Origin of the sequence: Pseudoglutamicibacter cumminsii, from assembly GCF_003143995.1 — a bacterium.
Taxonomy (GTDB): Bacteria; Actinomycetota; Actinomycetes; order Actinomycetales; family Micrococcaceae; genus Pseudoglutamicibacter; species Pseudoglutamicibacter cumminsii_B.
Genome location: NZ_QFWG01000002.1, coordinates 96786 through 122998 on the forward strand (window position 1 = coordinate 96786; position 26213 = coordinate 122998).

At 62.1% G+C, this 26213-nt stretch carries 23 protein-coding genes; 14 read left to right on the top strand and 9 right to left on the bottom strand.

Annotated elements, in window-relative coordinates; all coding sequences use genetic code 11:
- Positions 1–2 precede the first annotated feature (2 nt).
- The 3 genes from CAY35_RS02235 to paaZ all read left to right on the top strand — a co-directional run bounded on the left by CAY35_RS02235 (position 3) and on the right by paaZ (position 4011).
- Positions 3–785 (top strand): enoyl-CoA hydratase/isomerase family protein, encoded by a 783-nt coding sequence (locus tag CAY35_RS02235; RefSeq protein ID WP_109303147.1) that lies wholly within the window; start codon positions 3–5, stop codon positions 783–785.
- A 14-nt stretch (positions 786–799) separates the two neighbouring features.
- Positions 800–1654, top strand: coding sequence for a 3-hydroxyacyl-CoA dehydrogenase family protein (locus CAY35_RS02240; protein ID WP_109303148.1), 855 nt, complete (start codon positions 800–802; stop codon positions 1652–1654).
- A 233-nt stretch (positions 1655–1887) separates the two neighbouring features.
- Positions 1888–4011, top strand: a complete 2124-nt coding sequence (gene paaZ, locus CAY35_RS02245) for a phenylacetic acid degradation bifunctional protein PaaZ (RefSeq protein WP_109303149.1) — start codon at positions 1888–1890, stop codon at positions 4009–4011.
- A 182-nt stretch (positions 4012–4193) separates the two neighbouring features.
- On the opposite strand, the gene CAY35_RS02250 is transcribed toward paaZ, so the two are convergent.
- From CAY35_RS02250 to CAY35_RS02280, 7 genes are all read right to left on the bottom strand, one after another.
- Positions 4194–5840 (bottom strand): thiamine pyrophosphate-dependent enzyme, encoded by a 1647-nt coding sequence (locus CAY35_RS02250; protein ID WP_109303150.1) that lies wholly within the window; start codon positions 5838–5840, stop codon positions 4194–4196.
- Between the two features lie 186 nt (positions 5841–6026).
- A complete protein-coding gene (locus CAY35_RS02255) occupies positions 6027–6737 on the bottom strand; it encodes a hypothetical protein (RefSeq protein WP_109303151.1) in 711 nt (236 codons plus the stop codon).
- 54 nt (positions 6738–6791) lie between these two features.
- Positions 6792–7433 carry a TetR/AcrR family transcriptional regulator gene (locus CAY35_RS02260; protein WP_109303152.1) on the bottom strand — a complete coding sequence of 214 codons (642 nt, stop codon included), beginning with the start codon at positions 7431–7433 and terminating at the stop codon, positions 6792–6794.
- A gap of 185 nt (positions 7434–7618) precedes the next feature.
- The gene (locus CAY35_RS02265) at positions 7619–8932 is read right to left on the bottom strand and encodes an AMP-binding protein (RefSeq protein WP_101630385.1); all 1314 of its coding nucleotides are present in this window, start codon (positions 8930–8932) and stop codon (positions 7619–7621) included.
- A 79-nt stretch (positions 8933–9011) separates the two neighbouring features.
- A complete protein-coding gene (locus CAY35_RS02270; protein WP_101630386.1) occupies positions 9012–9476 on the bottom strand; it encodes a hotdog fold thioesterase in 465 nt (154 codons plus the stop codon).
- 281 nt (positions 9477–9757) lie between these two features.
- On the bottom strand, positions 9758–11950 hold the full coding sequence (locus CAY35_RS02275) for a S9 family peptidase (RefSeq protein WP_109303153.1): 2193 nt from the start codon (positions 11948–11950) through the stop codon (positions 9758–9760).
- Between the two features lie 119 nt (positions 11951–12069).
- Positions 12070–13503 (bottom strand): hypothetical protein, encoded by a 1434-nt coding sequence (locus CAY35_RS02280; RefSeq protein WP_146191897.1) that lies wholly within the window; start codon positions 13501–13503, stop codon positions 12070–12072.
- Between the two features lie 393 nt (positions 13504–13896).
- On the opposite strand from CAY35_RS02280, the gene CAY35_RS02285 reads away from it, so the two are divergent.
- From CAY35_RS02285 to CAY35_RS02320, 8 genes are all read left to right on the top strand, one after another.
- Positions 13897–15447: an ABC transporter substrate-binding protein/permease gene (locus tag CAY35_RS02285; protein ID WP_258265593.1), complete on the top strand. Its 1551-nt coding sequence runs from the start codon at positions 13897–13899 to the stop codon at positions 15445–15447.
- 95 nt (positions 15448–15542) lie between these two features.
- The gene (locus CAY35_RS02290; protein WP_309136520.1) at positions 15543–16262 is read left to right on the top strand and encodes an amino acid ABC transporter ATP-binding protein; all 720 of its coding nucleotides are present in this window, start codon (positions 15543–15545) and stop codon (positions 16260–16262) included.
- Positions 16263–16518: 256 nt separating this feature from the next.
- On the top strand, positions 16519–17490 hold the full coding sequence (paaA, locus tag CAY35_RS02295) for a 1,2-phenylacetyl-CoA epoxidase subunit PaaA (protein ID WP_101630389.1): 972 nt from the start codon (positions 16519–16521) through the stop codon (positions 17488–17490).
- Positions 17490–17819, top strand: coding sequence for a 1,2-phenylacetyl-CoA epoxidase subunit PaaB (paaB, locus tag CAY35_RS02300; protein WP_101630390.1), 330 nt, complete (start codon positions 17490–17492; stop codon positions 17817–17819). Before paaA ends, paaB begins: the two co-directional genes overlap by 1 nt.
- The gene (gene paaC, locus CAY35_RS02305; protein WP_109303156.1) at positions 17816–18682 is read left to right on the top strand and encodes a 1,2-phenylacetyl-CoA epoxidase subunit PaaC; all 867 of its coding nucleotides are present in this window, start codon (positions 17816–17818) and stop codon (positions 18680–18682) included. Before paaB ends, paaC begins: the two co-directional genes overlap by 4 nt.
- Positions 18679–19188, top strand: a complete 510-nt coding sequence (gene paaD / locus CAY35_RS02310; RefSeq protein ID WP_204880237.1) for a 1,2-phenylacetyl-CoA epoxidase subunit PaaD — start codon at positions 18679–18681, stop codon at positions 19186–19188. The genes paaC and paaD overlap by 4 nt, the downstream gene beginning before the upstream one ends.
- Before the next feature lies 1 nt (position 19189).
- Complete coding sequence (paaE, locus tag CAY35_RS02315; protein WP_101630392.1) at positions 19190–20326, top strand: 1,2-phenylacetyl-CoA epoxidase subunit PaaE; 1137 nt, start codon at positions 19190–19192, stop codon at positions 20324–20326.
- Positions 20327–20405: 79 nt separating this feature from the next.
- Positions 20406–21215, top strand: coding sequence for an enoyl-CoA hydratase/isomerase family protein (locus tag CAY35_RS02320; RefSeq protein ID WP_375231736.1), 810 nt, complete (start codon positions 20406–20408; stop codon positions 21213–21215).
- A 21-nt stretch (positions 21216–21236) separates the two neighbouring features.
- Here CAY35_RS02320 and CAY35_RS02325 read toward each other — a convergent pair whose 3' ends face one another.
- The gene (locus tag CAY35_RS02325; RefSeq protein WP_109303157.1) at positions 21237–21731 is read right to left on the bottom strand and encodes a MarR family winged helix-turn-helix transcriptional regulator; all 495 of its coding nucleotides are present in this window, start codon (positions 21729–21731) and stop codon (positions 21237–21239) included.
- A complete protein-coding gene (locus CAY35_RS02330; protein ID WP_101630394.1) occupies positions 21728–22198 on the bottom strand; it encodes an Lrp/AsnC family transcriptional regulator in 471 nt (156 codons plus the stop codon). Before CAY35_RS02330 ends, CAY35_RS02325 begins: the two co-directional genes overlap by 4 nt.
- 150 nt (positions 22199–22348) lie before the next feature.
- Here CAY35_RS02330 and pdhA point away from each other — a divergent pair, with 150 nt between their 5' ends.
- The 3 genes from pdhA to CAY35_RS02345 all read left to right on the top strand — a co-directional run bounded on the left by pdhA (position 22349) and on the right by CAY35_RS02345 (position 26132).
- Positions 22349–23587: a pyruvate dehydrogenase (acetyl-transferring) E1 component subunit alpha gene (gene pdhA / locus CAY35_RS02335; protein ID WP_109303158.1), complete on the top strand. Its 1239-nt coding sequence runs from the start codon at positions 22349–22351 to the stop codon at positions 23585–23587.
- 161 nt (positions 23588–23748) lie between these two features.
- On the top strand, positions 23749–24702 hold the full coding sequence (locus CAY35_RS02340) for an alpha-ketoacid dehydrogenase subunit beta (protein WP_375231744.1): 954 nt from the start codon (positions 23749–23751) through the stop codon (positions 24700–24702).
- A complete protein-coding gene (locus tag CAY35_RS02345; RefSeq protein ID WP_109303160.1) occupies positions 24702–26132 on the top strand; it encodes a dihydrolipoamide acetyltransferase family protein in 1431 nt (476 codons plus the stop codon). Before CAY35_RS02340 ends, CAY35_RS02345 begins: the two co-directional genes overlap by 1 nt.
- Positions 26133–26213 lie beyond the last annotated feature (81 nt).

Sequence of the window (26213 nt, forward strand, 5' to 3'; positions counted from 1 at the left end):
CCATGGCCTTCGACGCATCGGGCTTCACAGCCCTTGAGATCACCGAAAGCGAAGACCGCGTCGTAGCACGCATGAACCGCCCAGAGGTTCTCAACGCGATCGACCAAACCATGGTCGACGAGTTCCACGCCCTGTGCGGATACCTCGAGAGCACCCCGAAGATCCTCATCATCACCGGTGTTGAGGCGAACGAGGAAGCCGGCCAGCGGGGCATCTTCGCATCCGGGGCCGACATCGCGCAGTTGCGCGAACGACGCCGCGAAGACGCGCTCGCGGGCATCAACTCGCAGATCTTCTCGCGTATCCACCGCCTCCCGATGCCGGTCATCGCGGCGATCGATGGCTTCGCCCTCGGCGGCGGCGCCGAACTCGCCTACGCGGCCGACTTCCGCATCGCGACCCCTAAGGTCAAGATGGGGCAGCCTGAAACCAACCTCGGCATCTCGGCTGCGGCGGGTGCCCTGTGGCGCCTCAAGGAGCTCGTGGGTGAACCAACCGCGCTCGAGCTGATCCTCGCGGGCCGCATCCTCAACGCTGAGGAAGCCCTCGAACTCAAGCTCGTGACGGAACTGCACGAACCATCCGAGCTCATGGCGGGCGCCCACGCGCTCGCCGACCGCATCGGCAAGCAAGACCCGCTCGCGGTTCGGATCTCCAAGCGTGTGTTCTCGATGCCGCGTGACGCACACCCGGCCGTCGACGAGCTCGCGCAGGCGATCCTGTTCGAGTCACAGGTGAAATTCGACCGCATGCAAGCGTTCCTTGATCGCAAGAAAAAGAAGTAGAGGTTGAAACGTAGATGAGCGATTTTCCAGCAAAGGTTGGCGTGATCGGTGGCGGCCGCATGGGCGCCGGCATCGCGCACGGTTTCTTGACCTCGGGTAGCGAGGTCATCGTTATCGAAGCGAATGACGATGCGGCCAAGGCGGCGACCGAGCGCGTCGCTACCTCGGTGCAGAAGTCGATCGACCGCGGCCTCGAGGGCAGTGTTGAGGACTGGATGGGCAAGTTCAGCGTCTCCACTGACAAGGCTGATCTTGCAGGCCGCGAGCTTGTGGTTGAGGCTGTTCCAGAGATCTGGGACCTCAAGGTCCAGACCCTCCAGGACGCTGAGAAGAACATGGACGAAACGGCCGTGTTGGCGTCGAACACGTCCTCGCTTTCGATCGATGGTCTCGCTAAGGAGCTGTCCCGCCCGGGCCGCTTCCTCGGCCTGCACTTCTTCAACCCGGTTCCAGCGTCCAAGCTGATCGAGGTCGTTGTTGGCCAGCAGACCGACGAAGAGCTCGTGGGTGCTGCGCGCGGCTGGACTGAGGGCCTCGGCAAGACCGCGGTCGTGGTCAAGGATGCCCCGGGCTTCGCTTCCTCGCGCCTCGGCGTCGCTTTGGCGCTCGAAGCGATGCGCATGGTTGAGGCCGGTGTGGCTTCCGCTGAGGACATCGACAACGCGATGGTGCTCGGCTACGGCCACGCATCCGGCCCGCTCAAGACGACCGACATCGTGGGTCTCGATGTGCGCCTTGGCATCGCCGAATACCTCGAAGAGACGCTGGGTGAGCGTTTCGCTCCGCCGCAGATCATGCGTGACATGGTTGAGCGCGGTGAGCTCGGCATGAAGTCCGGCAAGGGCTTCTACGACTGGAGCAAGAAGTAAACAGCAAGAAGTAAGCGGCAAGCGGTAAGCACCGCTTCTGACAGCTAACTGACAACGATCCGGGTCCGGTACCAATCGGGCCCGCATCGTTGTTTTACGCCGTTATTGCACCGATAGTGCGCCGAGTTTGCGCCGGCAGAGAAGTTTCGCCTTTTTAGTGATGTACGCCTCGCGCGCTGGTAGTCTGGTAAGGAAAACTGACCGATCGTTCAGGAAAGGGATGTTGCATCCTTATGAGCACTTCCACGGTGACCGACGTTCTGCCAAGTTACGCGTGCGACGAATGGTGGACCCCGGCTGGCGACGCCAAGGGAACCCCGGTATACGATGCATCGACCGGTGAGGTCATTGGCTCCGTTTCCGCTGAGGGCCTCGACCTTGACGCCATGATCAACCATGCCCGCACTGTGGGGCAGAAGAACCTCTCCGAGCTGACGCTGCACGAACGTGCACTGATTTTGAAGCAGCTCGCCCAGTACCTCCAGGCCAACCGTGAAGAAATGGATCGCCTGAACCTCACGACGGGTGCTACCGCTCGTGACGGCATGATCGATATCGACGGCGGTATCGGCACGCTCTACACGTTCTCTTCGAAGGGCCGCCGTGAGCTGCCAAACTCGAACGTGATCGAAGAGGGCCCAGTCGAGGTTCTCTCGCGTGACGGCTCGTTCCTCGGTACGCACATCATGCAGGCTCTGCCGGGTGTGGTTGTGCAGATCAACGCGTTCAACTTCCCGGTGTGGGGCTTCCTCGAGAAGTTCGCGCCGGCGTTCGTTGCGGGCATGCCGACCATCGTTAAGCCAGCAACCCCATCGGCTCAGCTGACCGTTGAGGTCGTGCGCCAGATGACCAACTCGGGCCTGCTCCCGAAGGGTTCGCTGCAGCTCATCACGGGTTCGGCGCGCACCGTGATCGATCACCTCGACTACCGCGACATCGTCGCGTTCACGGGTTCCGCAAGCACGGCTCACGCGCTGCGCGAGCACCCGAACGTGACCCGCGGCGGTGTCCGCTTCACCGCGGAAACCGACTCGCTCAACGCCGCGATCCTCGGCGCAGACGCAGCCGAGGGCTCCCCAGAGTTCGAGGCGTTCGTCAAGGCTGTTGCGGTTGAGATGACCGCTAAGGCTGGCCAGAAGTGCACCGCGGTTCGCCGCATCTTCGTTCCGAAAGGCCTCAAGGGCGCTGTTGTGAAGGCGCTCGGTGCCGAGCTGGATAAGCGCGGCAAGGTCGGTGACCCACGCGTTGAGGAAACCCGCATGGGTGCGCTGGTTTCGATGGATCAGCTCAAGGACGTGCGCGGCGCGGTCCAGAAGCTCGTCGACGCCGGCGCTAAGGTCGCTTACGGTACGCCGGAAAGCGCTGACGATGCGTTGGTTGCCGAAGGCGGCAAGGTTGAGGACGGCGCGTTCATGTCGCCAGTCATCCTCGATTTCGAGGACGCCGAGACCCCTGAGCTCCACTCGGTTGAGGCTTTCGGCCCGGTTTCTTCGATCGCAGAGTACGAGGACACCGCGTCCGCTGTGCGCCTGGCCGCTATGGGCGAGGGCTCCCTGGTTGCGACCGTGTGCTCGAACGACCCAGAGGTCGTGGCGGAAGTTTCTAAGGGCATCGCGGGCCACCACGGCCGCGTGCACGTGCTGAACCGCGACACCATGAAGACCTCGACCGGCCACGGCTCCCCGGTTCCACACCTGATCCACGGTGGTCCAGGCCGCGCCGGTGGCGGCGAGGAGCTCGGTGGCGTTCGCGCTATCAAGCACCACATGTCCCGCACCGCACTGCAGGGCTCCCCAGACATGCTGACCGCCGTGACCGGCGTGTGGCACACGGGCGCCGAGCAGCGCCTCGCTGGCGACCCAGAGTTCGGTGGCTCGGATAAGTACCGCCACCCATTCCGCATCCCGCTCAACGAGCTGCGTGTGGGCGACGGCTTCGCGTCCGGCCTGCGCAAGGCTACCCGCCAGGAGATCACCGACTTCGCTAACACGACCGGTGACACCTTCTACGCACACACCAACGACGAGGCCGCGGAGGCTAACCCGTTCTTCCCAGGCATCGTCGCCCACGGATACCTGCTGGTTTCCTGGGCTGCTGGCCTGTTCGTGGAGCCAAAGCCGGGCCCAGTCTTGGCGAACTACGGCCTCGAGAACCTGCGCTTCATCACCCCAGTGGGCATCGATGACTCGGTTCGCGTGACCCTGACCGCTAAGCGCATCACCCCACGCGTGACCGACGAATACGGCGAGGTCGCCTGGGATGCCGTGCTCCACAACCAGAACGGCGAGATCGTAGCAACCTACGACGTGCTGACCCTGGTTGAAAAGGAAAACACGACCTACAAAGACTGGAAGTAATCTTCCATAGAAACGTGTGAGGGGCGTGCCAGCTACATAGCTGGCACGCCCCTCACACGTTTAAGCCTTCGCGGATTAAATACGTGGGCCGGCCACCAGCAACGGTGGCCGGCCCACGTCGTCAGCGTCGCTTAATAAGCGCGACGGCTCCGCCGCTTAATATGCCGCGACGGCTCCGCCGCTTAGTAAGCCTTGTGGCGCTGTGGGACCTTGAGGTGGATCAGCGCGAACTGTCCGCCTTCAACGGTCTCTACGGCGCCTTTGACGGCTTCTGGAAGCTGGTCGTTGGTTTCGACGAGGAAGCCCTTGCCGCCGAACGCGTCCGCCATCTTCGCGAAGTTCGGGTTCTTGAGCTGGGTTCCGGAGACGCGCTCTGGGTATTGGCGTTCCTGGTGGGTGCGGATGGTGCCGTATTCAGCGTTGTCCATCACGACCACGAGGATCGCGGCGTCGTACTGGGCTGCGGTTGCGAGCTCTTGGCCGTTCATGAGGAACTCGCCGTCGCCTGCGATGGTCACGACGAAGCGTTCTGGCTTGTCGAGCTTCGCGGCCACAGCGGATGGGATCGAGTAACCCATCGAGCCGTTACGTGCGGAGATCATCGCGGTGTAGAACTCGGTAGGGAAGTAGCGGTGCGCCCAGTTGGTGTGCTCGCCGGCGCCGAGGGTCACCATCGAGTTCTCCGGCAGGGCAGGTACGAGGTGCGCCATGAGGGCGTCCATCGTTGCCTGCTCGTTGCGGGTCGAGGCTCCAGGCAGGGTAGCGAACTTCTCTTGCTCGCCGCGCATGCGCTCGGTGAAGGCCTTCCACTCTGGCTTGACGTCGAGGTCCATGCGGACGAGGTCGCGCACGAACGTGTCTGGCTTCGCGACGATCTGGTGGGTCACTGGGCCGGAGCGGCCGCGCAGTGATGGGTCGATCGAGACGATGAAGTTCTTCTGTTCCCAGTTCTGCCGGATGTTGAAGCCGTCGGTGATGACGTCGCCCGGCACGGTTCCGACGAACACGAGCAGGTCGGTCTCTTCGAGGAGGTCATAGGTTGGGCGTGGGCGGCCGTAACCGATCGGTCCAACGTAGGACGGGGAAGAGAACGGTACGAGGCCCTCACAGCGCCATTCAGCGGCGGCCGCGAGCTGGTGGTCTTCGAGCCACGCGGTGAAGGCCTTGGCGCCTTCGTCGGTCCAGTCGTTGCCGCCGAACACGAACAGTGGCTTCTCAGACTCGAGCAGCGCGGACTTGAGCGCCTTCCAGTCTTCAACGGTCATGCCGCCGGTCGCTACCGGGATTGGCGGGTGAACTGGAACGGTGACCTTTTCGCGGATCACGTCTTCCGGAAGGCCGACGACGACGGGGCCAGGTCGGCCTGAAACCGCGGCGAACATGGCCTCGGCTACGATCTCGGATGCGCGCTCTGGGTGGTCGAGGACCATGACGCGCTTGGCGCCGGTGCCGAACCACGCTTTAGGGTCGAATTCCTGGAACGCTTCGCGGTCGCGGTGCTGGAACGGGATCAAACCGACGAACAGCACGAGCGGCGTCGAGTCCTGCCATGCGGTGTGCAGGCCGACGTGGGCGTTAGCGGCACCTGGGCCGCGCGTCACCATCGCTACGCCAGGAACGTCGTTCAGCTTGCCTTCGGCTTCAGCCATGTAGGTTGCGCCGCCTTCGTGGCGGCACACGATGCTTTCGATGCCGGAGTTGTAGAGGCCATCGAGCACGTCGAGGTAGCTTTCACCCGGGACCACGTAGGTGCGCTTGACGCCGTGGGCCTTGAGTGATTCAACAATGAGGTGGCCAGCAGATTGTTCGACTGCCTGCGGCTTAGACATAGAGACCTCCCACTAGGTGTGACTGCCACCGGCCCACTTGGCTCAGGTGGTTCTTGCGTTACAGACACTTTTGCAGGTTTTGGCGCAAAAAGCTGAAATCGTGTCTAGTGTGACGAGGTTTAACTTGTAGAGATTTCTAATGAAGACATAAATGTTGCCAACAGGTCAGGATGTGAGAGCCGGGCTTTAGAACTCGTCCTCGTCGTCTTCTACCTGCGGGAGCGGCTCCGGGGTGGGGCGGAACCACATGAGCCACGCATAGATCGCGCTGATGGTCAGCAGGATCATGCCGAACAGCTGCGCGAGCAGAGGCTGCGGACCGCCGGTCAGGCGAGGCAACAGCGCGGAAGCCACTGTCATGCCGATGCCGCCGATCGCGATGAGCGACCACGCCCATCGCGAGCCGAAACCGACACCCAGCAGGCCAGCCATGATGAGCGCGTTGAGGGCGAAGTTGAGCCATGCGATGTGCATGATCTCAGAGAAGATCAGATCCGGATGTGCGAGGTCAGGGCCGAACTGGAGCAGGGCCGCAACACCCGTGTAGACGAGCAGCATGATCGCGCCCATGATCGAGAAGTTCGCGACAGGCACGGCTCGCGTGAACTTACCAGCGAGCGGATGCTTGCTCCACAACGCGAGACCCACTGCGCCGACCGCGAAGAGCGGCAGCGCGCCAAGCAACAGCATCCAGTTGGCGCTGCCCGGGTAGAGGGCCACGGCGATGAACCCGAAGAATGTTCCGAGCATGCTGAACCACCAACCGAGTTCGTTGCGGTGGGCGAGCAAAAGGTTGCCGATCGCCACGAACAGCAAGAAGCCGATGTTCAGCAGGGTTAGGTTGGAGGCCGCGCTACCTGCGGGTGCGCCGGAAAGCTCAGAAATCAGTTGATCCACGAGGGTCCATTCTATCTGGGGGCTGTGTCGGGCTATGTAGGGCTAGCGGCGGGGTTAGCGCGAGGTTTCGAGGCCTTCGAAGAGGAGCGAGAGAACGCCGCGTTTGGCGCTCTCGGTCGACATCGAATCGTCCACGCGAAGCCACTCAACGAGGGAGTTGATGGTACCGAACATGTAGCGGGCTACGTTGCCGGGGTTGAGGTCGCCGCGGATGCTGCCTTCTTCGATCGCTTGTTCGACGATGCTCGCGGTGAGCCGGTCGAGTTTGCGTCGGCGCTGCATCGCCGCGACTTCGACCTCCGAGTTGCCACGCAGCCGCAGCAACAACAGGACGTAGGGGCGGCGTTCCACGAGCACTTCGATGGTTTCCGACATGAGCGCGCGCAGTGTCGCCAGTGCCGTGGGCTCAGGGTTGGCGATGTGGTAGCGGAACGCTTCTTCGAGCGGGTCGAGCGCGGCGTCGAGGGCTTGGCGCAGGATGTCGAGTTTGGACGGCACGTGGTGGTAGATCGCGGACTTAGAGATGCCGAGCCGTTCGGCGAGCATCCCCATGCTCGTGGCGTCGTAGCCGTGCTTGGTGAACATGTCCACGCAGATGCTGAGCACGGTCGCGGTGTTGTAGCCGGGGCGTCCGCGGCGCGCGCCAGTGGTCCCGCTCGCTTCGGAGCGCGGGTTGGTGGCGGGTGTGCTCGTCATGTGTGCCGTCCTTGGTATGCAGAATGCTCGATTCTAGCGCAGTCCTGGAGTTGGGGTTTATTAACGTTTCGGGTTTAAGCGTGTGGAGGGGCGGGTCCGTCGGTTGTGACGGATCCACCCCTCCACGCTGTTCTTCCCGCGCTGTCCTACCCGCGCTGGCTTAACCGTTGCGGGTAAGGCGGGTTTTACTTGTTGCGCAGGTCGTAGATGCGCTTGAGCTTACCCATCGAGCGTTCCAGGGTGGCTGGCTCGACAACGTCGATGCGGCACGAAGATCCGATGTGGATCTTGATGAGGCGCTGCAGTTCCTTGCCTGCCTCATCTGCGCGGTCGCTCGTGCAGTCGTCGCGGCGCTCGACCTTGACGGTGAGCTCGTCCATACGCTTTGGACGGGTGATCTCGAGCTGGAAGTGCGGCGAGAGGCCCTCAACCTTGAAGATGAGCTCTTCGATCTGCGATGGGAACAGGTTCACGCCGCGGAGGATGATCATGTCGTCGGAGCGGCCGGAGATGCGGCCGATGCGGCGGTGGCCTTCGCGTGCGGTGCCTGGCAGCAGACGGGTGAGGTCGTGCGTGCGGTAGCGGATGATCGGGAGGGCTTCCTTGGTCAGCGTCGTGAAGACGAGTTCGCCTTCTTCGCCGTCGCCGAGCTGGCGGCGCTCATCGAATGGGTCGATGATTTCTGGAGCGAAGTGGTCTTCCCAAATGTGGGAGCCGTCCTGCAACTCGTAGTTTTCGCCGGCAACGCCTGGGCCCATGACCTCGGAGAGGCCGTAGATGTCGGATGCCTTGAGGTCGAACATGTCCTCGAGCTCGTCGCGCATTTCCTGGGTCCATGGCTCGGCGCCGAGGATTGCGTAGCGCAGCGAGGTCTTGCGTGGGTCGAGGCCCTTCTTCTGCATCGCATCACCGATGGTCAGCAGGTAGGTAGGGGTCGCTGCGATCGCGTCTGGCTTGAAGTCTTCGATCAGGGTGATCTGCTTGTCGGTCTGGCCGCCGGACATCGGGATGACGGTTGCGCCAGCCGCTTCGATCGCGGCGTGTGCGCCGAGGCCGCCGGTGAACAGGCCGTAACCGTAGGCGTTATGGACCTTCATACCCGGGCGGACACCGGCCATGCGGAAGCAGCGCGCGCCGAGGCGTGCCCACGTGTCGAGGTCGTTCTTGGTGTAGCCGACCACGGTTGCGCGGCCGGTGGTGCCGGAGGAAGCGTGGATGCGGGCGACCTGCTCCATTGGCACGGCGAACATGCCGAATGGGTAGGTGATGCGCAGGTCTTCCTTGGTCGTGTATGGGAACTTCGCGAGGTCGGAGAGTTCCTTGAAGTCGTCAGGGTGTACGCCCTGGTCGTCGAACTTCTTGGTGTACAGCGGAACGTTTTCGTACGCGTACTTGAGGATCTTGGCGGTGCGCTCGGTCTGGATTTCGCGGATCTGGTCCACGCTCATTTTCTCTTCGGGATCGAGCTGGCCCTGATCGGATAGGACAATCTTTGACATGTTTCCTCCTGGCGGGGAGATAGGGGCGTCTGTACGAAGGTCTGTAAAGGTCTGGTGCCGTGCGATGCGGCGGGTGGCTTTAGCGCACGGTTGGCGGGGCCGCGTTGATGGTGCGCGAGCGGCCGCGGAACTCGATGAGCGTTTCGGTGCTGCCGTCGGCGCGTTCTTGGGTCACGGTGATGTCGTAGAGCCCGGAACGGCCGGATTGGTTGACGACGCGGGCAACGGCTCGCATCGGAAGGTCGGGTAGGCCTGGCTTGAGGAAGTTGACGTCGACGCCCTGCGCGACCGTGTAGCTGGTTTCGGAGCCGGCTGGTTCATTGCAGGCCATCGCGAACGCGACATCAGCGAACGTGAAGAGCATTCCGCCCTGGACGATGCCGAATCCATTGAGCATCTCCTTGCGGGGGGTCATCTCGATTTCTGCGTAGCCGGGCTCAGCCTTGATCGGTTCGATGCCCATCCAGTGGGTGCAGTGATCGAACTCGAGGATCTTGTGGTGTTCAGCCAGACGCGAGCCGAGCTCGGTGTTCGTTTCAGTCATCGACGTACTCTTTCACATCGGTGTACATTCACACGCTGTTGTGAGCGGTGCATGGTCAGTCGGTGTACGCCGGCGAGCGGCGCGTAGGGCTATACCGGCCGGTGTTGTGACGGGGTTTATGGGACGCTTTTGAAGCACGTCCAACCACCCAGCCTGAACGAACGGTCGGTTATTCGATCTTAAGACTGGCCCGGCAACGTGTCAAAAATCACGTTGCCGGGCCAGTCATAATTCAGCGAGTAAATTCAGGGATTCAGCCCTGTCTATGCAATCGATTGCTCCTACTCGGCGATGCCGATCGCGCTGAGCATGAACGCGTACTCCCACGCGCGGTCCTTCCACATCTCGTAACGCCCGGACGCTCCGCCGTGCCCGCCGTGCATTTCACACGTGAACAGCACTGGCTTGCCGGAGGTCGTGTACTCGCGCAAACGCTGAACCCACTTAGCTGGTTCAACGTAGAGGACGCGCGTGTCATGCAGCGATGTGCGGGCCGCGATGAGCGGGTAATCCTGCTTCGTAATGTTCTCGTAAGGGGAGTATCCGAGCATGTAGCGGTAGACATCTTCGTCCTCGATTGGGTTGCCCCACTCCTCCCATTCGAGTGCCGAAAGAGGAAGGTCCGGGTCGAGGATCGAGGTCAGCGGGTCAACGAACGGAACCGCCGCCAAGACCGCCTGATACAGCTCCGGCGCCTGATTCAGCACGGCACCCATGAGTAGGCCGCCCGCCGAGCCGCCGAATGCTGCGATGCGCTTCGGATCAGCCCATCCGGCCTCGATGAGCCAGCGGGTCGCATCCACGAAGTCGTTGAAGGAGTTCTCCTTCTTGAGCTTCTTGCCGTCGAGGTACCAGTGCCGGCCGCGCTCGCCGCCGCCACGGATATGCGCGGTCACGAACACGACGCCGCGGTCCAACAGGCTCGGGATCATGTAGCCGAAGCGGGGGTCGTTCGAGATCTCGTAGGAGCCGTACCCGTACACGATCGTCGGGGCCGTGCCGTCGGCTTTCACATCACGACGCCGCAGCACCGTGAGCGGGATCTGCTCGCCATCGCGGGCGGTAGCCCACTCGCGGGTCGCAACATAGTCCTCCGGCTTGTAGTTGTTGACCGGCGCGGTGTGCAAAAGCCGGCATTCGCGCGTGACTGGGTCCGCATCGTAGGCCTGATTCGGAACGACATCGCTGGCCTTCTGCAAGCGGATCACAGGTGCCTCGAAGCTGTTCGAGCTCGCTTCGACCGCAACCGGGGCGTCACCCGCGTCTTCAATAAGCGGCTCCCAGAACTCCAGCTCAGCACCGGCGGCAAGGGCTTCATCGCTGAGCGCGGTCAGCGGGAAGATGCGGACGCGCGGGGTCGTCTCCGCGCGAACCGAAAGCACGATGTGGGTGCTGGTTGCTTCGAGATCGTTGAGCTTGGTCTCGGGGTGCTCGGCGATCACGGGGCGCCACGTGGAACGGTCCGTGATCGTGGCGAGGTCCGCGATGTCGAGGCGGCCGTTCGGGGCGTCTGCATCGTGCAGAATGAGCGCCTGGCGGCGGCCATCGACCGTCACCGGGGTCACGCTGTTGAGGATGCGCTCCTCGCGCGAAACCAGAAGACGCGGCTCGGTTCCGGCCTCCATGCCTTCCCAGATCCAGGTCTCGGCGTATTCGGAATTGCCAGCCACGATCAATAGATCTTGCTCGTCATCGCTCGTTTCCGCACCGAGCCACATCTGGACGTCATCCTCTTGGTACAAGAGAGTGTCTTCGGATGCGTCCGTGCCGATCGTGTGGACCTTGAGCTGATACGGGCGCCACGTCTCATCTACGACCGTGTAGACGATGCGCTGCCCGTCCGGGGTGAAAACAGGCTCATAGAACGCACCCTCGATACGGTCGGAAAGCAACTGCCCTGTCGTGAGGTCCTTAACGAACACAGTGAAGCGTTCGTCGCCCGTGAAGTCCGCGGCGTAGACGAGCTTGGTGCCGTCGAGGGACACGTCGAGGCCGCCGAGCGCAAAGAACGTGTGGCCCTCGGCCAGAGCGTTGCCATCCACGAGGATTTCTTCGCCCTCGACTGGCTCGCCTGGCTTGAGTGCCGGTGGTGTCCAGTCGGCGGCGAGATCGCCGGTGTCGGCGGCCTTGACGCGTGCGTGGATCGGGTATGCCGAACCCTCGACTGTGCGGGAGTAGTACCACCATCCGCGCGAACGCTTAGGAACCGCAACGTCCGTCTGTACGACGCGTGCAGAGATCTCTTCGTAGATCGCGTCCCGCAACGGCTTCTGCTCAGCGGTCACGGCGTCGGCGTAATCGTTCTCGGCCTCGAGGTGCTTGATGACCTCAGGATCTTCCGAGTTCCGTAACCATTCGTACTCATCGGTGCGGGTGTGGCCGTGATGCGTCGCCGAAACCGGGCGCTTCTCAGCTACCGGTGGCTGCGGTGTTGAAGGCTGCAGCGGTGTAGAAGATTCAGGATTCGTAGTCATGGGACTTATCTAATAAAGAAATCCCCGAAAGCGTCAACAAACTCCGCTTACGGCATAGCGGGGCGGGTCTGGCATATCGTGGCGGGGTGCGGGACGCCACTGAACGCGGCACAGCGCGGCTACGTCAGAGTCAGCAGACCGATCACGCAGGCAGCCGACAATGCGATTACACCCGCGCCGCCGCCGATGAGCGCGCGCTTGCGCCGCCGCCTACCTTGAGCGGCGTGCGCGCGAGCGGCAACCACCGCATCGGGCGATGGGGCCTTTAGACGCGGAGCACGCGCGAAGATTTTGTCCAGGTCCTCGCGCAGCTGGCCGTGGAAGGTCTCCGGAGCGCACACGACCGAACGCATCGCGGAATCGACCCACGTGTGCGGGCCGGCCTCGTCCTCGAGCACAACGCAGGGGATCGTGGTGGACAAACCGTGCAAAGACTCAACCTGGTTCGTGCTGCCGGGCGCCATGCGGGCCACAGCGAACGTGTCCTTGCCGATCGTCGCGAGCACATCCGTGTCCCAGCCGCGGTATTCGGTAGGGAACGCGTCGATATGCAGCGGCGACACAATCCACTCCCAACCGTGAGGGGCGGTGGTTTCGCTCCACGGCAAGTGGACCGTCTTGCGTGCCATCCCCACAACCTTCGCGACAGCATCCGCGCGGACCTCAGGCTCGAACGGGCGGGAACTGAACACCCGTTCGGGGGAGAACGCCGGGGAGAACACAGGGGAGGTGGCGTGCTCGTTGGCGGGCTGGATGGCCTCGATGGCTTCGGTGAGCAGGGCGTCCGATGGGTGCGCGAAGGCGCGTGCGACCATCTGGCCACGTTGTACGTCGGATACGGGGCGAGGGGTCAGTGCCGTGACGCCGAGGGTGCCGCCGAGGGCCGTGACTTCAAGCTCCACGCCCTCTGAGGCTTGCTCCGCGAAGTAGGCGGCGAGCTGGGTGCGGATCGCGTGGGCTGCTGCGAGCCCGGTTTCCGAATGGGGGAGTAGGGCCGTGAACGCGACCCTGGAAGGTTTCATCGCGAAGACTCCGGCGCGCTGAGGGTTTCCGGACTTACCTGAGCCGGCGCCCAAAACGGTGTTACGAAGCACAGACGCCGATGCCCCGTCATCGGTGTCAGTGGGAGCTTCGTTGCTGAGGCTTGCGAGGTTGAGGTCCTCGGGCGCGTCGGGTCCTGTGAGCCTGCAGAGTCGGGCAACGTCTGACCCGAAGAGGTCCGCAAGCACCTGATGTGACAGCGTGTTGTCATCGTGTGAGTTCGTGAGCGAAAGCGCCTCGGCCGTCCACTGAGTGATGCCGGTCCGGACCGCCGCGTCAGCGAGCCAGTGGCGAGGGGTGTGGTGCGTCAATGACACCTGTGGGGATGGTTTGATCGCGGCGTCGAGGTCTGCGTCATGCAAGCTCAGGCCAACCAGCCGTTCCCAAGCAGCTCCAACAGCTGAGCACGGGCCCGAGAAAGAGATGCAACTGGACGTCGCGCGCACATCAACATGCGCATCGACCGCACCTGCGCCATCGCCGACTAGGCCGTGAGAAGCAATAGCGACCAAGATGTCACAAAGAGAGGCATCGGTTTGCAACTGATAATGGGCAGAGCCACGCGCAAGCCACACAGAAGCTCGAATGTTACGAGGCTCGATGACGCAAGATCCATGATCACGGGTGTGCAGCCAGCCTCCCCGCATCGCTGTATCCCACGGATTTACAGGCATGAGACCTCTTTCCTCAACCCTCAGTATGATGGCAAAACTGGCATCAATAGACGGTCAAATAGCTCGTTTCTCTATCATCGCAGGTGGAATGGCAATATCAGAACCGTTAGGCTTACAAACCTGTGACCATCCTCACCCAAGGGTGAATGCCGTTGGTTCGTCATCGCCTCGGGTGTGGGCCGCTGTTATGCAAACAGCGGATCAAATGTGAGACCAAAGAACGGACCCGACATGAGTTACTCGCACTCTGATGCATCCGGGACGCGGAATCAGGAAGGCAAGCTTTCGCTCAAGCGGATGACCATCTGGGCCATGCTTGTTGCGCTAGTAGCGGCGATCCTGACGCCTGCAGTAACAGCCCAGGCAGCACCCGCACCCCAGCCGGCCACCGCATCGGCCGCCGTATCTTCAACGGAGAAAAAAGACGAGTCGGTAGAAGGCAAGACCTTCACGATCGCAACCGATACGACCTTCGCTCCATTCGTGTTCCGCGAACCAGGAACCGGTGAAATGACCGGCATCGACATGGAGTTGCTCTACGCGATCGCAGAAGACCAGGGCTTCAAGGTCAACCTCAAATCGCTCGGCTTCCAGGCCGCAGTTTCGTCCCTGACCTCGGGTCAGGCCGACGGCGTGATTGCAGGCATGGGCGTGACCGATGACCGCAAGAAGATCTTCGACTTCTCCGACGCGTACTACGAGTCCGGCTCAGTCATGGCGATCGACGAAAGCAACAACGACGTCAAGGGCTACGAAGACCTCAAAGGCAAGACCGTTGTTGCCAAGGGCGGCTCCGAAGGTGAGCGCGCCGCAAAGAAGCTTGCCAAGGAGTACGGTTTCAAGATCAAGCCGCTTGACCAGTCCGCGGCAATGGTCCAGTCCGTCAAGAACGGCTCCGCGGTCGGCGTATTCGACGACGACCCTGTGTTGCGTTACGGAATCACCCAGGGCTCGGGCCTCAAGATTGTGACCCCTAAGATTCCTGGCGGTGACTACGCTTTCGCCGTCAAGAAGGGCGAGAACCAGGACCTGCTCAAGGCATTCAACCGCGGGCTTGCAAACCTCAAGTCTTCTGGCGAATACCAGAAGATCATGAACAAGTACCTCGACCCGGAAGAGGCTGAAAGCGCGGGCAACTTCTTCGGTCTGCTCAAGCAGTCCTGGCCAGCACTCCAGAAGGGTCTGATCAACACCCTCATCATCACCGGCGTATCGTTCGTGATCGCTATGGCGCTGGGCCTCATCTTCGGCTTCATGCGCATCTCCAACAGCGCCGTGCTGCGCGGTATCGCGCGCGCCTACGTCGCGATCTTCCGCGGAACCCCGCTGCTGGTCTGGGCATTCCTGTTTTACTTCGGTGTACCGCAGCTGTTGAAGGTTCAAGGCGATATTTTCATGGCAGGTGTCGCGACGCTGTCGCTCAACGCCGGTGCCTATCTCACTGAGATCGTCCGCGGTGGCCTCCAGGCCGTCGACCCAGGCCAGATGGAAGCTGCACGCTCCCTCGGCATGGGCTGGGGTAAGTCGATGCGCCGCGTAGTCGTGCCGCAGGCCGTCAAGATCTCGACGCCGTCGATCATCAACCAGTTCGTCATCACGCTCAAAGACTCCTCGCTGCTGCTGACTATCGGCTTCGCCGAACTGCTCTACCAGGCACAGCAGATTTACGCAGCGAACTACCGCGTGACCGAAACCCTCATCATCGTCGGCATCATGTACTTCGTGGTCATCACCATCCTCACGTGGATCGCTGACCTCGTGGATAAGAAGGTGAACAAGTGAGTACCCAACCACACAGCAATGAAGTAAACGAGGCCGCAACCGTTGCGCAGGACGCACCTGCGCAGGCGGCGGGCGATGCGGCGGCCGAGACCGTCATCGAAGTCACCGACCTGCGCAAGGCCTTCGGCAAGAACGAAGTCCTCAAGGGGATGAACCTCAACGTCAAGCGCGGCGAAGTGATCTCGATGATCGGCCCATCGGGCTCCGGTAAGTCCACGTTCTTGCGTTGCCTCAACCGGCTTGAGGAAACCACGGGCGGAACCGTCAAGGTCCTCGGCCAAGACATCACCGACCCCAAGGTCAACATCAACAAGGTGCGCCAGAACATCGGCATGGTGTTCCAGCACTTCAACCTGTTCCCCAACATGACGGTTGAAGAGAACGTGATGCTGGCCCCGGTTGAGCTGGGACGCTACAACAAGCAGGAAGCCCGCAAGAAAGCGGCGGCACTGCTTGAGCGCGTCGGTCTGGCGGATAAGGCGCAGGCCCGCCCACAGCAGCTCTCTGGTGGTCAGAAGCAGCGCGTGGCGATCGCTCGAGCGCTCGCGATGGAACCGCAGATCATGCTGTTCGACGAAGCGACGAGCGCGCTCGACCCTGAAATGGTCGGCGAAGTGCTGCAGGTCATCCGTGACCTCGCTCAAGAAGGCATGACCATGATCCTCGTGACCCACGAGATGGGCTTCGCCCGCGAGGTCTGCGACCGCGTGCTCTTCCTCTCCGACGGCGTCATCTGCGAAGAAGGCACGCCTGAGCAGCTGTTCGGTAACCCGCAACAGGAACGCACGCAGAGCTTCCTCGCTAAGGTGCTCTAACAAAGCCTTTGTAAGCGGTCCACATAACGATGCGGTGGCCGGCACATACAGAATGTGCCGCCACCGCATCGTTGTTTGAACGGCCGCCATGATGTTTACAAGAGAGTCGGCCCACGGCGATCATTAAGACAGTGATGAAGCTTGAGCAAGGCGAAATAACTTGCCTTGTGAGAGTGTTATCACATATCCTGAACGAACGGTCAGTAAATCGCGCTGGCCCCTCATAAACCTTATTCATCGGAAGCAGGAGCTGATCATGAGCACCACCGTGACCGAGCAAACCGGCCAGGACTTCGATCCGCAAGCCGAGTTTGAGGCCCTGATCGCACAAGACGGCCGCGTAGAACCACGCGACTGGATGCCAGAGGCATACCGCAAGACGCTGGTGCGCCAGATCTCCCAGCACGCACACTCCGAAATCATCGGAATGCAGCCGGAAGGTAACTGGATCACCCGCGCACCAAGCCTCAAGCGCAAGTCCATCCTGATCGCCAAGGTCCAGGACGAAGCCGGCCACGGCCTCTACCTGTACTCGGCTGCAGAAACCCTCGGTACTCCACGCGACGAGCTCGTCGAGCAGCTGCTCGACGGCACCGCGAAGTACTCCTCGATCTTCAACTACCCAGCTAAGTACTGGGGCGACATCGGCGCGATCGGCTGGCTCGTTGACGGCGCAGCGATCGCCAACCAGGTTCCACTGTGCCGCTGCTCGTACGCACCGTACGGCCGCGCCATGGTCCGCGTCTGCAAGGAAGAGTCCTTCCACCAGCGCCAGGGCTTCGAAGCCCTGCTCGCACTCGCACGCGGCACCGAGGAGCAGAAGCAGATGGCCCAGGACGCCATCAACCGCTTCTACGAACCAGCACTCTGCATGTTCGGCCCACCAGATGCAGACTCGAAGCACTCCAAGCAGTCCATGGCTTGGAACATCAAGCGCTTCTCCAACGACGACCTGCGCCAGCGCTTCGTCGGCATGATCGCCGAGCAGGTCAAGTTCCTCGGCCTGACCCTGCCAGACCCAGAGCTGCGCTACGACGAAGAGTCCGGCAAGTGGATCCACAAGGAACTCAACTGGGACGAGTTCTGGCGCGTCGTCAAGGGCGGTGGCCCAGCCAACGCTCAGCGCCTCGAACACCGTCGCCAGGCACACGAAAACGGCGCCTGGGTACGTGAGGCCGCCGCAGCATACGCACGTAAGCAGCAGGAAAACGTGAGGAAGGCAGCCTGATGAGCGCAGAGAACCCAACTAACGCAACCGGAGCATCGCTCGCAGAAACCAACGAATGGCCTCTGTGGGAGGTCTTCGTCCGCTCGTCCCGTGGCCTGTCCCACGTGCACGCCGGCTCCCTGCACGCGCCAGACGCCGAAATGGCAGTCCGCAACGCACGCGACCTCTACACCCGCCGCAACGAAGGCGTGTCCCTGTGGGTCGTGCAGTCCGACGACATCATCGCATCGGACCCACAGGACAAGGGCGCATTCTTCGAATCGCCAAAGGGCAAGGACTACCGCCACGCCATGTACTACACCGAGTCTGAAGGGGTGAAGCACCTGTGAAGTCCGAGGAACTCGATGAGCAACTGGCTGGCTACGGTGACTCCGTTGCCTCCGCTACTCGTGTAACCCCAGGCCACGCGCTCCGCCCAGAGGACATCGCGCTCAAGGAAGCTCCAAGCTCCGAAGACATCGCCGAATACGCCCTGTGGCTCGGCGACGACGCGCTGATCCTCTCGCAGCGCCTGCAGAAGTGGGTCTCCAACGCCCCAGAAATGGAAGAGGACATCGCCCTGGCCAACATCGCGTTGGACCTGCTGGGCCACGCCCGCTCCTTCCTGACCTTCGCAGGTAAGTTCTGGGACAAGGACGAAGACGAGCTCGCTTACTTCCGCGACGAAGACGACTTCCGTAACCTCGTCATGGTCGAGCAGCCAAACGGCCACTTCGGTGTGACCATCGCACGTCAGCTGCTGTTCTCGGTCTACCTTGAACTGCTGTACTCCCGCCTCGTGAAGTCGGAAGACGAAATGATCGCGGCGATTGCTGACAAGTCCCTGCGCGAAGTCCAGTACCACGTGGACCACGCACAGCAGTGGACCCTGCGCCTTGGGCTCGGAACCGAAGAGTCGCACGAAAAGATGGTCCACGCATTCCGCGTACTGTGGCCACACGTTGAAGAGCTCTTCATCGACCATCCACTGCAGGAACGTCTGGCAGAAAAGGGCATCGCCGTCCTGCCATCGACCCTCCGCGAAGAGTGGGACACCCGCATCAAGGCCGTCCTCGAAGAAGCCTCCCTCGAGGTTCCAGAGGAGCCAGGTGCACTCGTTGACGGACGTTCCGGCAACCACTCTGAACACTTGGGCTACATCCTGATGGAAATGCAGGTGTTGGCCCACCGACACCCAGGAGTTAAGTGGTGACAACTGATCGACGTAGCGCGCCGGCAACCGACAAGGACACGCTCTGGGAAATCGCATCCAGCGTGAACGACCCGGAAATCCCGGTGCTCAGCATCCATGACCTAGGCATCCTCCGCGACGTGGAGCTCGACGGCGACACCGCCGTCGTGACCATCACGCCAACCTACTCCGGTTGCCCAGCCATGGACACCATCGCCGACGACCTGCGCATCGCATTCCGCGAAGCAGGCTATGCCGGCGCGCGCGTCGACCTCACGCTGAGCCCAGCGTGGACCACCGACTGGATGACCGAAGAAGGCAAGAAGAAACTCGCCGAATACGGTATCGCTCCACCAGCCGGGTTATCGAAAGATGGCGGCAAAGTCATGCTCGGACTGAGCGTCAAATGCCCACGCTGCCACTCGCTGAACACCCGCGAACTTACTCGTTTTGCTTCGACGGCATGCAAGGCGCTCTACCAGTGCAATGACTGCCACGAACCGTTCGACTACTTCAAGGTGCACTGACATGACTGAAGCTGCTTCCACCACACGCAAACGTGCCCGTTTTCACACGCTCAAGGTTTCCGAGATTCGCCGACTGACGGCGAACGCTGTTGAAGTCACCTTCGATGTTCCAGAGGAAATCGCAGATGAGTTCGACTACGCGCCAGGCCAGTACGTAGCGCTGCGCGCCATGGTCCCGTCCTACGACGGCACCCCGGTTGAGCTGCGCCGCTCCTACTCGATTTCCCAGGCGCCAGTGCGCGGCGAAATCAAGGTCGGCATCAAGAAGGACCAGGGCGGTCTGTTCTCGACGTGGGCCAACGAAACCCTCGCGGTGGGCGACGAAATCGACGTCATGAGCCCGCAGGGTACGTTCGTCTCCAAGAAGGACCTGGTCCGCCCAGGCGAGGCCCAGCACCTCGTCGCGATCGCAGCGGGCTCCGGCATCACCCCTGTGATGGCTATTACCCGCTCGGTTCTCGAAGCAGACGAGCGCTCCCAGGTTGACCTCGTGTACGCGAACCGTTCGTCCTCCGACGTGATGTTCGTTGAAGAACTGGCTGACCTCAAGGACAAGTACCCATCCCGCCTCGCGGTACACCACGTGCTGTCCCGTGAACAGCGCATCTCGCCGCTGCTGACCGGCCGCCTGGACCAGGAGAAGCTCGAACTGCTCCTCAACAAGGTTCTGCGCACCGACCTCGCAGACGAGTGGTTCCTGTGCGGCCCGATGGAGCTCGTCCAGATGGTTCGCGACAACCTCGCAGAGCAGGGCGTTGAAGCTGAACGCGTCCGCTTCGAGCTGTTCACGACCGGCCAGGTCGGCGACCCAACCGGCCAGCACGGCAAGCCAGTCAAGATCGAAGAAGGCGAGCCGACCCGCGAGATCGAGTTCCAGGTTGACGGCCTCAAGGGCACCGTCGAATCCCCAATCGAAGCGCGCGAGACGATCCTCAACGCGGCACTGCGTGCCCGCCCGGACGTCCCGTTCGCTTGCTCGGGTGGCGTGTGCGGTACGTGCCGCGCCAAGCTCGTGAGCGGTAACGTCGACATGGCTGAGAACTACGCGCTCGAGCAGGACGAGCTCGACGCCGGTTACATCCTGACCTGCCAGTCCGTCCCAACGACAGACAAGGTCGCCGTCGACTTCGACGCCTAACCAACTTAGACGGCCCGCCCACCCGGCGGGCCGTCGCTTTTCCCATCGTGCTTTCATAACTGAAAGGGCCACAGAGAACATGTCGATGATTCGTACCGAGAGCAACCAGCAGGGTGTTCTCGAGATTGTTCTGGACGCACCGAAGAAGCTGAACTCGATTGACGAAGCCGGCCTGGCTGAGTTCAAGGACACTCTCGCAACGGTTGCCGAGCAGATCAATGAAGGTTCCGTGCAGGCAGTGATTCTGCGCGGCGAAGGCCGCGCGTTCTGCGCAGGCCGCGATATTTCCCAGGTTGATCCGCTCAAGGACGACGTCAACCACTACCTCGGCGAGCTGACCGCTCCGGTCATGGACGCGATCCACGGGCTGCAGGTTCCAACGTTCGCCGTGGTCACGGGTGCGTGCCTCGGCGTGGGCTTGGGTCTCGCGGCATCCTGCGACGTCGTCTACGTTGCTGAGGACGCGAAGATCGGTTCCCCGTTCGCTAACCTCGGCGCTCTGCTCGATTCGGGCGGCCACCACCTGTTCGTGACCCGCTTGGGCACGCATCGTGCGCTGGACCTGATCTACACGGGTGAGCTGATCTCTGGCGAGCAGGCCGTGCGTGAGGGCTTGTTCTCGCGTTCCCTGCCTGCCGATGAGGTTCTCGAGTTCACGCGTAAGACCGCCGGCCGCGTGGCCCGCGGTGCGCTGGATTCCTACCGAGCATCCAAGCAGCTCGTGTTCCAGATCCGCGACGAGAACCTCGGCTTCAACGCCTCCGTTGCCGAAGAAGCTCGCCTGCAGGAAGTTCTGCGCACCACCGATAACTACCAGGAAGGCTTCAAGTCCTTCCAGGAGAAGCGCAAGCCGGAATTCAAGCCGACGCTTCCACGCGAACGCTGGTAAAACTCACGTCAGCTGTCGGCTTCATCCCCCGTCAGCCTCATCCCAGTGGCGCTGGCTAGCGTCCAGGATGAGGCCGATGGCGGTGAGTACGTGATCTGCTTGCTCGGCGCTGAGGCTGGAGGAGACGGCGGCGACCCACTTGGCCTGCGCCGCTTGCGTGGCCTCGACAGCCGCGCGGCCCTTCTTGGTGGGCGCTAGCAGGCTTGCGCGGGAATGCTTGGGGTTGGAACGGTACGTTGCGAGACCAAGCTTGACCGCATCGTCGGCCACGCGTTGAACGGATTGACGAGTGAGGCCGAGGGCGCGGGCGATGTCGGACACTGTGGCTGGCTTGAGCGCCGCGGCCTGGATGACCTGCCAGCGCGCCGGCGTGAGATCGTTTTCGGAAGCGACGACTTCGGCCGAATAGATGAACTCCGAATGCGCTTGCGATACCGCGGAGATGAGGGCCCCGAAGTCCTCAGGGTTCATGAGTTCGTTCTTTCCGGGCTGGTTCTGTCCGCGCTGCTTCGTCATGCGTCCGGGCTTTCGGGCTCGTGGTCTTCGAAGATCAGGTGGGTCTGGGTGTCCATGACTTCCGGCATCGGCTGGAGCACTTCGAATACGACGCGGCGCAGGGCTTCGTTATCGGCCGCGCGCACCAGAAGCATCACATCGAACGTGCCTCCGACGAGGGCAAAGTGGTGGACTTCCGGGATCAGGCTGAGCCGTTCTTGGAGGGCCCGCCACGAGTGCTGCCGCAGTTTGAGGGTCACGTAAGCTGATGAGCGAAGGCCCATCGCCGCGTGGTTGACCGTCGCCGTATAACCGGTGATCACCCCGCGTTCACGCAGGCTTGCGATCCTTTGATAAGCATGGGCTCGTGAGATGTGCACGTTGCTTGCGATCGCGGAGACCGATGCACGCCCATCTTTGAGTAGTTCGGAGACGATGGCTGCGTCGACCGCGTCTAGAGCGGGAGCGAAAGCCGGGTTCTGTGACACTGCAGACAGCTCCTTGAAGCGCTGGACAAAATGACAGTGTCCACGGCAGATGCGTAGACAAATTACTGGACTTGCTGTGCAGGACGGCAAATCCTCTGATCATTTTCGCATACATGGCGACGAAAAGCCTGAACGGGCATCATAGAGGGCATGACTGATCATGTGAGCCAAAGCACAGGGTCGGGGGCTGAAGTGACTAAGCCGCTCGATGGAACGCGCGTTGGAGACGCGGTCTCGCGCGCATCGGAATCATTCGGTATTTCGGTAGAGGACTACCTGCTGCCTACTCGTGGGCGCGTCCAGCTGATTGATGAGCAGGGGCGTCTGCGTCCACGCGAAGAGCAGGGTGTTGCGCCGGGTCACGAGTACCCGTTGCCGGACGGTGAACGGTTGCTCGAGGCATACGAGAAGCTCGTGGTTGGCCGCCGCATCAACGACCAGAACGCTGCACTCGTGCGGCAGGGTCGTATGGCGGTGTACCCGTCGAGCCACGGTCAGGAAGCGTGCCAGGTTGCAGTGGCGGCTGCACTTGAAGAACGTGACTGGCTGTTCCCGACCTACCGCGACACCGTCGCCGTGATTTCGCGCGGCGTTGTCCCGGAGGAAGTCATGACCGGCTTCCGTGGCGAGTGGCACCAGGGCTACAACCCGTATGACCACAACACCGCTGTTCAGTCGACCCCTTTGACGACCCAGCTGCTTCACGCTGTGGGTGTCGCTCACGCGGCACGCATGCGCGGCGAAGACACGGTCGTGATCGCGCTGTGTGGTGACGGCGCGACCTCGGAAGGTGACTTCCACGAGGCACTGAACTTCGCGGCCGTCTACAACCTGCCTGTGATCTTCTTCGTTCAGAACAACGGTTACGCGATTTCGGTTCCGCTCGCACAGCAGTCCGTTGCGCCATCGTTGGCTCACAAGGCTGTTGGTTACGGTATGGCCGGTGAGCGTGTTGACGGTAACGACCTCGGCGCGCTTTTGGCTGTACTTGATCGCGCGGTCAAGATCGCTCGCGAAGGCTCGGGCCCGCTGCTGATCGAAGCTGAGACGTACCGCATGCAGGCGCACACGAACGCTGACGACGACACGCGTTACCGCGAGTCTGACGAGGTTCAGGAGTGGCTCGCTAAGGACCCTGTGGTCCGCATGGAGACCTACCTGCGCAACGAGGGCCTGCTCGATGACGAGAAGGCTGAGCAGATCAAGGCTCATGCTGAGCAGGTCGCTAAGGAGCTTCGCGATGCGATGAACCGCGAGATCACCCCTGATCCGAACGATCTCTTCAAGTACGTCTACGTTGAGCAGACCCCGCAGCTCGCCGAGCAGGCTGAGATGCTCGCCGCTGAGCTGGAACGTGACTCTGCATCCCAGGAAGGTGAGGCCAAGTGAGCCCCAAGCAAATGTCCCCTGAGGAAAAGCAGGCGGAGTTCGGCGGCGTAGCCGACTCGGTGCGCGGTAAGAATGAGTCGGCTGTGCCGCCTGCCCGCGAGCCTCGCCCGGCTGGCCCTACCTCGTTCGCTGCGGCGCTGAACACTGCGCTTGCGGATGCGATGGAAGCTGACGATGCGGTTCTGATGTTCGGTGAGGACGTCGGTAAGCTCGGTGGCGTTTTCCGTATTACGGATGGCCTGCAGGAGCGTTTCGGTAACAAGCGTTGCTTCGATACGCCGCTCGCTGAGTCCGGTATCGCTGGTATGGCGATCGGCATGGCGATGAACGGCATGCGTCCGGTCATCGAGATGCAGTTCGATGCGTTCGCTTACCCGGCGCTTGAGCAGATCCTGAGCCACATCGCCAAGATGCATAACCGTACGCGCGGCCACGTCCGTTTGCCGCTCGTGATCCGTGTGCCTCACGCTGGTGGTGTGGGTGGTGTTGAGCACCACTGTGACTCCTCGGAGTCGTTGTACGCTCACACCCCGGGTTTGAAGGTCTTCATCCCATCGGGTGTTGAGGACGCCTACCTCATGCTGCGTGAAGCGATCGACTCGGATGACCCAGTGGTGTTCTTCGAGCCGAAGAAGCTGTACTTTGGCCGCGAAGAGGCTGACCTTGAGTCCCTCAAGCAGGAGTACGAGGCTAAGAAGGCCGCTCGCCGTAGCGGTAGCGCACGTGTTCTGCGTGAGGGTAAGGACGCGACCATCGTGACGTATGGTGCGTCGGTTTCGACCGCTCTCAAGGCCGCTGAGGCTGCTGTTGAGGAAGGTTTCGACCTCGAGGTCATCGACGTTCGCACGATCGTTCCGTACGACGACGCAACCGTGGATGCTTCCGTTCGTAAGACGGGCCGCGCCCTTGTGGTCGCTGAAACCCCGGGCTTCGCATCGATCGCGTCCGAACTCGTGGCGCGCATCCAGGAACGTAACTTCTTCTCGCTGGCTTCGCCGGTCAAGCGCGTGACGGGCTTCGACATCCCGTTCCCGTCGCCGATGCTTGAGAAGTACCAGCTGCCTAGTGTTGACCGCATCCTCGATGCTGTTGACGAGATGACGTGGGAGGACTAATGGCACAGACGTTTACTCTCCCGGACCTCGGGGAAGGCCTGACTGAGGCTGATCTGGTTGCGTGGCACGTCGCTGAAGGCGACACGGTCGAGATCGACCAGATCGTTGCCGAGGTTGAGACGGCTAAGTCTGTTGTTGAGATTCCGTCGCCGTTCGAGGGCACGGTTTTGAAGCTGTATGGCGAACCTGGCGAGACGATGGTCGTGGGCGATTCGCTCATCACCGTCGGCGAGGCTGGCGAGTCCGCTGGCGACGACGATGGTTCCGGTGCCGACGCCGGGGCTGAGGTTATCCGTGAAGGCGCGCAGTCCTACCGCGAGGAAGAGCGTGCCGGCACTGGCTCGGGCAACGTCCTGATCGGTTACGGAACGAGCGAAGACGAGGGTGGTGCTCGCCGTCGCCGTCGTGGCCGCCGCCGTGGCGCTGAGTCCGCATCGGCCGCTGCTACCGCACCAGCTGCTCAGCAGTCCCAGCCGCAGGGCGAGGACGTTGCTCCGCGCGTCATCAACCCGCTGGTTCGTAAGCTCGCTCGTGACAACGGCGTCGACATCAGCTCGGTCAAGGGAACTGGCCCTGAGGGCCTGATCATGCGCGCCGATGTGCAGGCAGCGATCGATGGCGGCGCACAGTCCGCGCAACACACCTCGGGTTCTGTTCTGGGTAACGAGGCCCCTTCCGTATCGCAGGGTGCCGGCGCTGGCGAGCTGGATGCTCGTACCGGTTTGACGGTTGAGTCCCGCACCCCAATGACGGGTGTTCGCAAGGTTGTTGCGGAGACGATGTCGCGTTCGCGCCGCGAGATTCCGGAAGCGACCGTGTGGGTCGATGTGGATGCGACCGAGCTGCTTGAGTGGCGTAAGAAGCTCAAGCCGAACGCGGAAGGCCGCGTGCCCGGTGTGCTTTCGCTGATCGGTCGTTTCGTGACGGCTGGCTTGATGCAGGTTCCGGAGCTGAACGCTCGCATCGACGAGCTCGAGGACGGCACGTCGGAGATTGTTCGTTTCGATGGCGTCAACCTGGGTATCGCGGCGCAGACCGACCGCGGCCTCGTGGTTCCGGCTGTCGCTGATGCGCAGAAGCTTTCGGCGCGTGAGCTGGATGCTGCGATCGCTGAGCTGGTCAAGACCGCTCGTGACGGCAAGTGCACCCCGAACGAGCTGATGCGCGGAACCTTCACCCTGAACAACTACGGCGTGTTCAACGTCGATGGTTCGGCTGCGATCATCAACCACCCTCAGGTTGCGATCATGGGCTTGGGCCGCATCAAGGAACGCCCGTGGGTTGTCGACGGCGAGATCGTGGTTCGCTCGATCATGGAGCTGACGCTGGCCTTCGACCACCGCGTATGCGACGGCGGTGCCGCGAGCGCGTTCCTGCGTTACGTCGCTGACGCGATCGAGAACCCGGCGGAGGCTCTCGCGAGCCTATAGCGGCTAGCGATGCGCGAGCATCGTTGAAGACTGCTGTATTGAATAGACTGCGGGCCCTGACACGGAATGTGTCAGGGCCCG

What these genes read in the sequence shown, in the direction of transcription:
- CAY35_RS02235 (WP_109303147.1), top strand. Translation starts at nt 3, where the DNA reads ATGGCCTTCGACGCATCGGGCTTCACAGCCCTTGAGATCACCGAAAGC.
- CAY35_RS02240 (WP_109303148.1), top strand. Translation starts at nt 800, where the DNA reads ATGAGCGATTTTCCAGCAAAGGTTGGCGTGATCGGTGGCGGCCGCATG.
- paaZ (WP_109303149.1), top strand. Translation starts at nt 1,888, where the DNA reads ATGAGCACTTCCACGGTGACCGACGTTCTGCCAAGTTACGCGTGCGAC.
- CAY35_RS02250 (WP_109303150.1), bottom strand. Translation starts at nt 5,840, where the DNA reads ATGTCTAAGCCGCAGGCAGTCGAACAATCTGCTGGCCACCTCATTGTT.
- CAY35_RS02260 (WP_109303152.1), bottom strand. Translation starts at nt 7,433, where the DNA reads ATGACGAGCACACCCGCCACCAACCCGCGCTCCGAAGCGAGCGGGACC.
- CAY35_RS02265 (WP_101630385.1), bottom strand. Translation starts at nt 8,932, where the DNA reads ATGTCAAAGATTGTCCTATCCGATCAGGGCCAGCTCGATCCCGAAGAG.
- CAY35_RS02270 (WP_101630386.1), bottom strand. Translation starts at nt 9,476, where the DNA reads ATGACTGAAACGAACACCGAGCTCGGCTCGCGTCTGGCTGAACACCAC.
- CAY35_RS02275 (WP_109303153.1), bottom strand. Translation starts at nt 11,950, where the DNA reads ATGACTACGAATCCTGAATCTTCTACACCGCTGCAGCCTTCAACACCG.
- CAY35_RS02285 (WP_258265593.1), top strand. Translation starts at nt 13,897, where the DNA reads ATGAGTTACTCGCACTCTGATGCATCCGGGACGCGGAATCAGGAAGGC.
- paaA (WP_101630389.1), top strand. Translation starts at nt 16,519, where the DNA reads ATGAGCACCACCGTGACCGAGCAAACCGGCCAGGACTTCGATCCGCAA.
- paaB (WP_101630390.1), top strand. Translation starts at nt 17,490, where the DNA reads ATGAGCGCAGAGAACCCAACTAACGCAACCGGAGCATCGCTCGCAGAA.
- paaE (WP_101630392.1), top strand. Translation starts at nt 19,190, where the DNA reads ATGACTGAAGCTGCTTCCACCACACGCAAACGTGCCCGTTTTCACACG.
- CAY35_RS02320 (WP_375231736.1), top strand. Translation starts at nt 20,406, where the DNA reads ATGTCGATGATTCGTACCGAGAGCAACCAGCAGGGTGTTCTCGAGATT.
- CAY35_RS02325 (WP_109303157.1), bottom strand. Translation starts at nt 21,731, where the DNA reads ATGACGAAGCAGCGCGGACAGAACCAGCCCGGAAAGAACGAACTCATG.
- pdhA (WP_109303158.1), top strand. Translation starts at nt 22,349, where the DNA reads ATGACTGATCATGTGAGCCAAAGCACAGGGTCGGGGGCTGAAGTGACT.
- CAY35_RS02340 (WP_375231744.1), top strand. Translation starts at nt 23,749, where the DNA reads ATGGAAGCTGACGATGCGGTTCTGATGTTCGGTGAGGACGTCGGTAAG.
- CAY35_RS02345 (WP_109303160.1), top strand. Translation starts at nt 24,702, where the DNA reads ATGGCACAGACGTTTACTCTCCCGGACCTCGGGGAAGGCCTGACTGAG.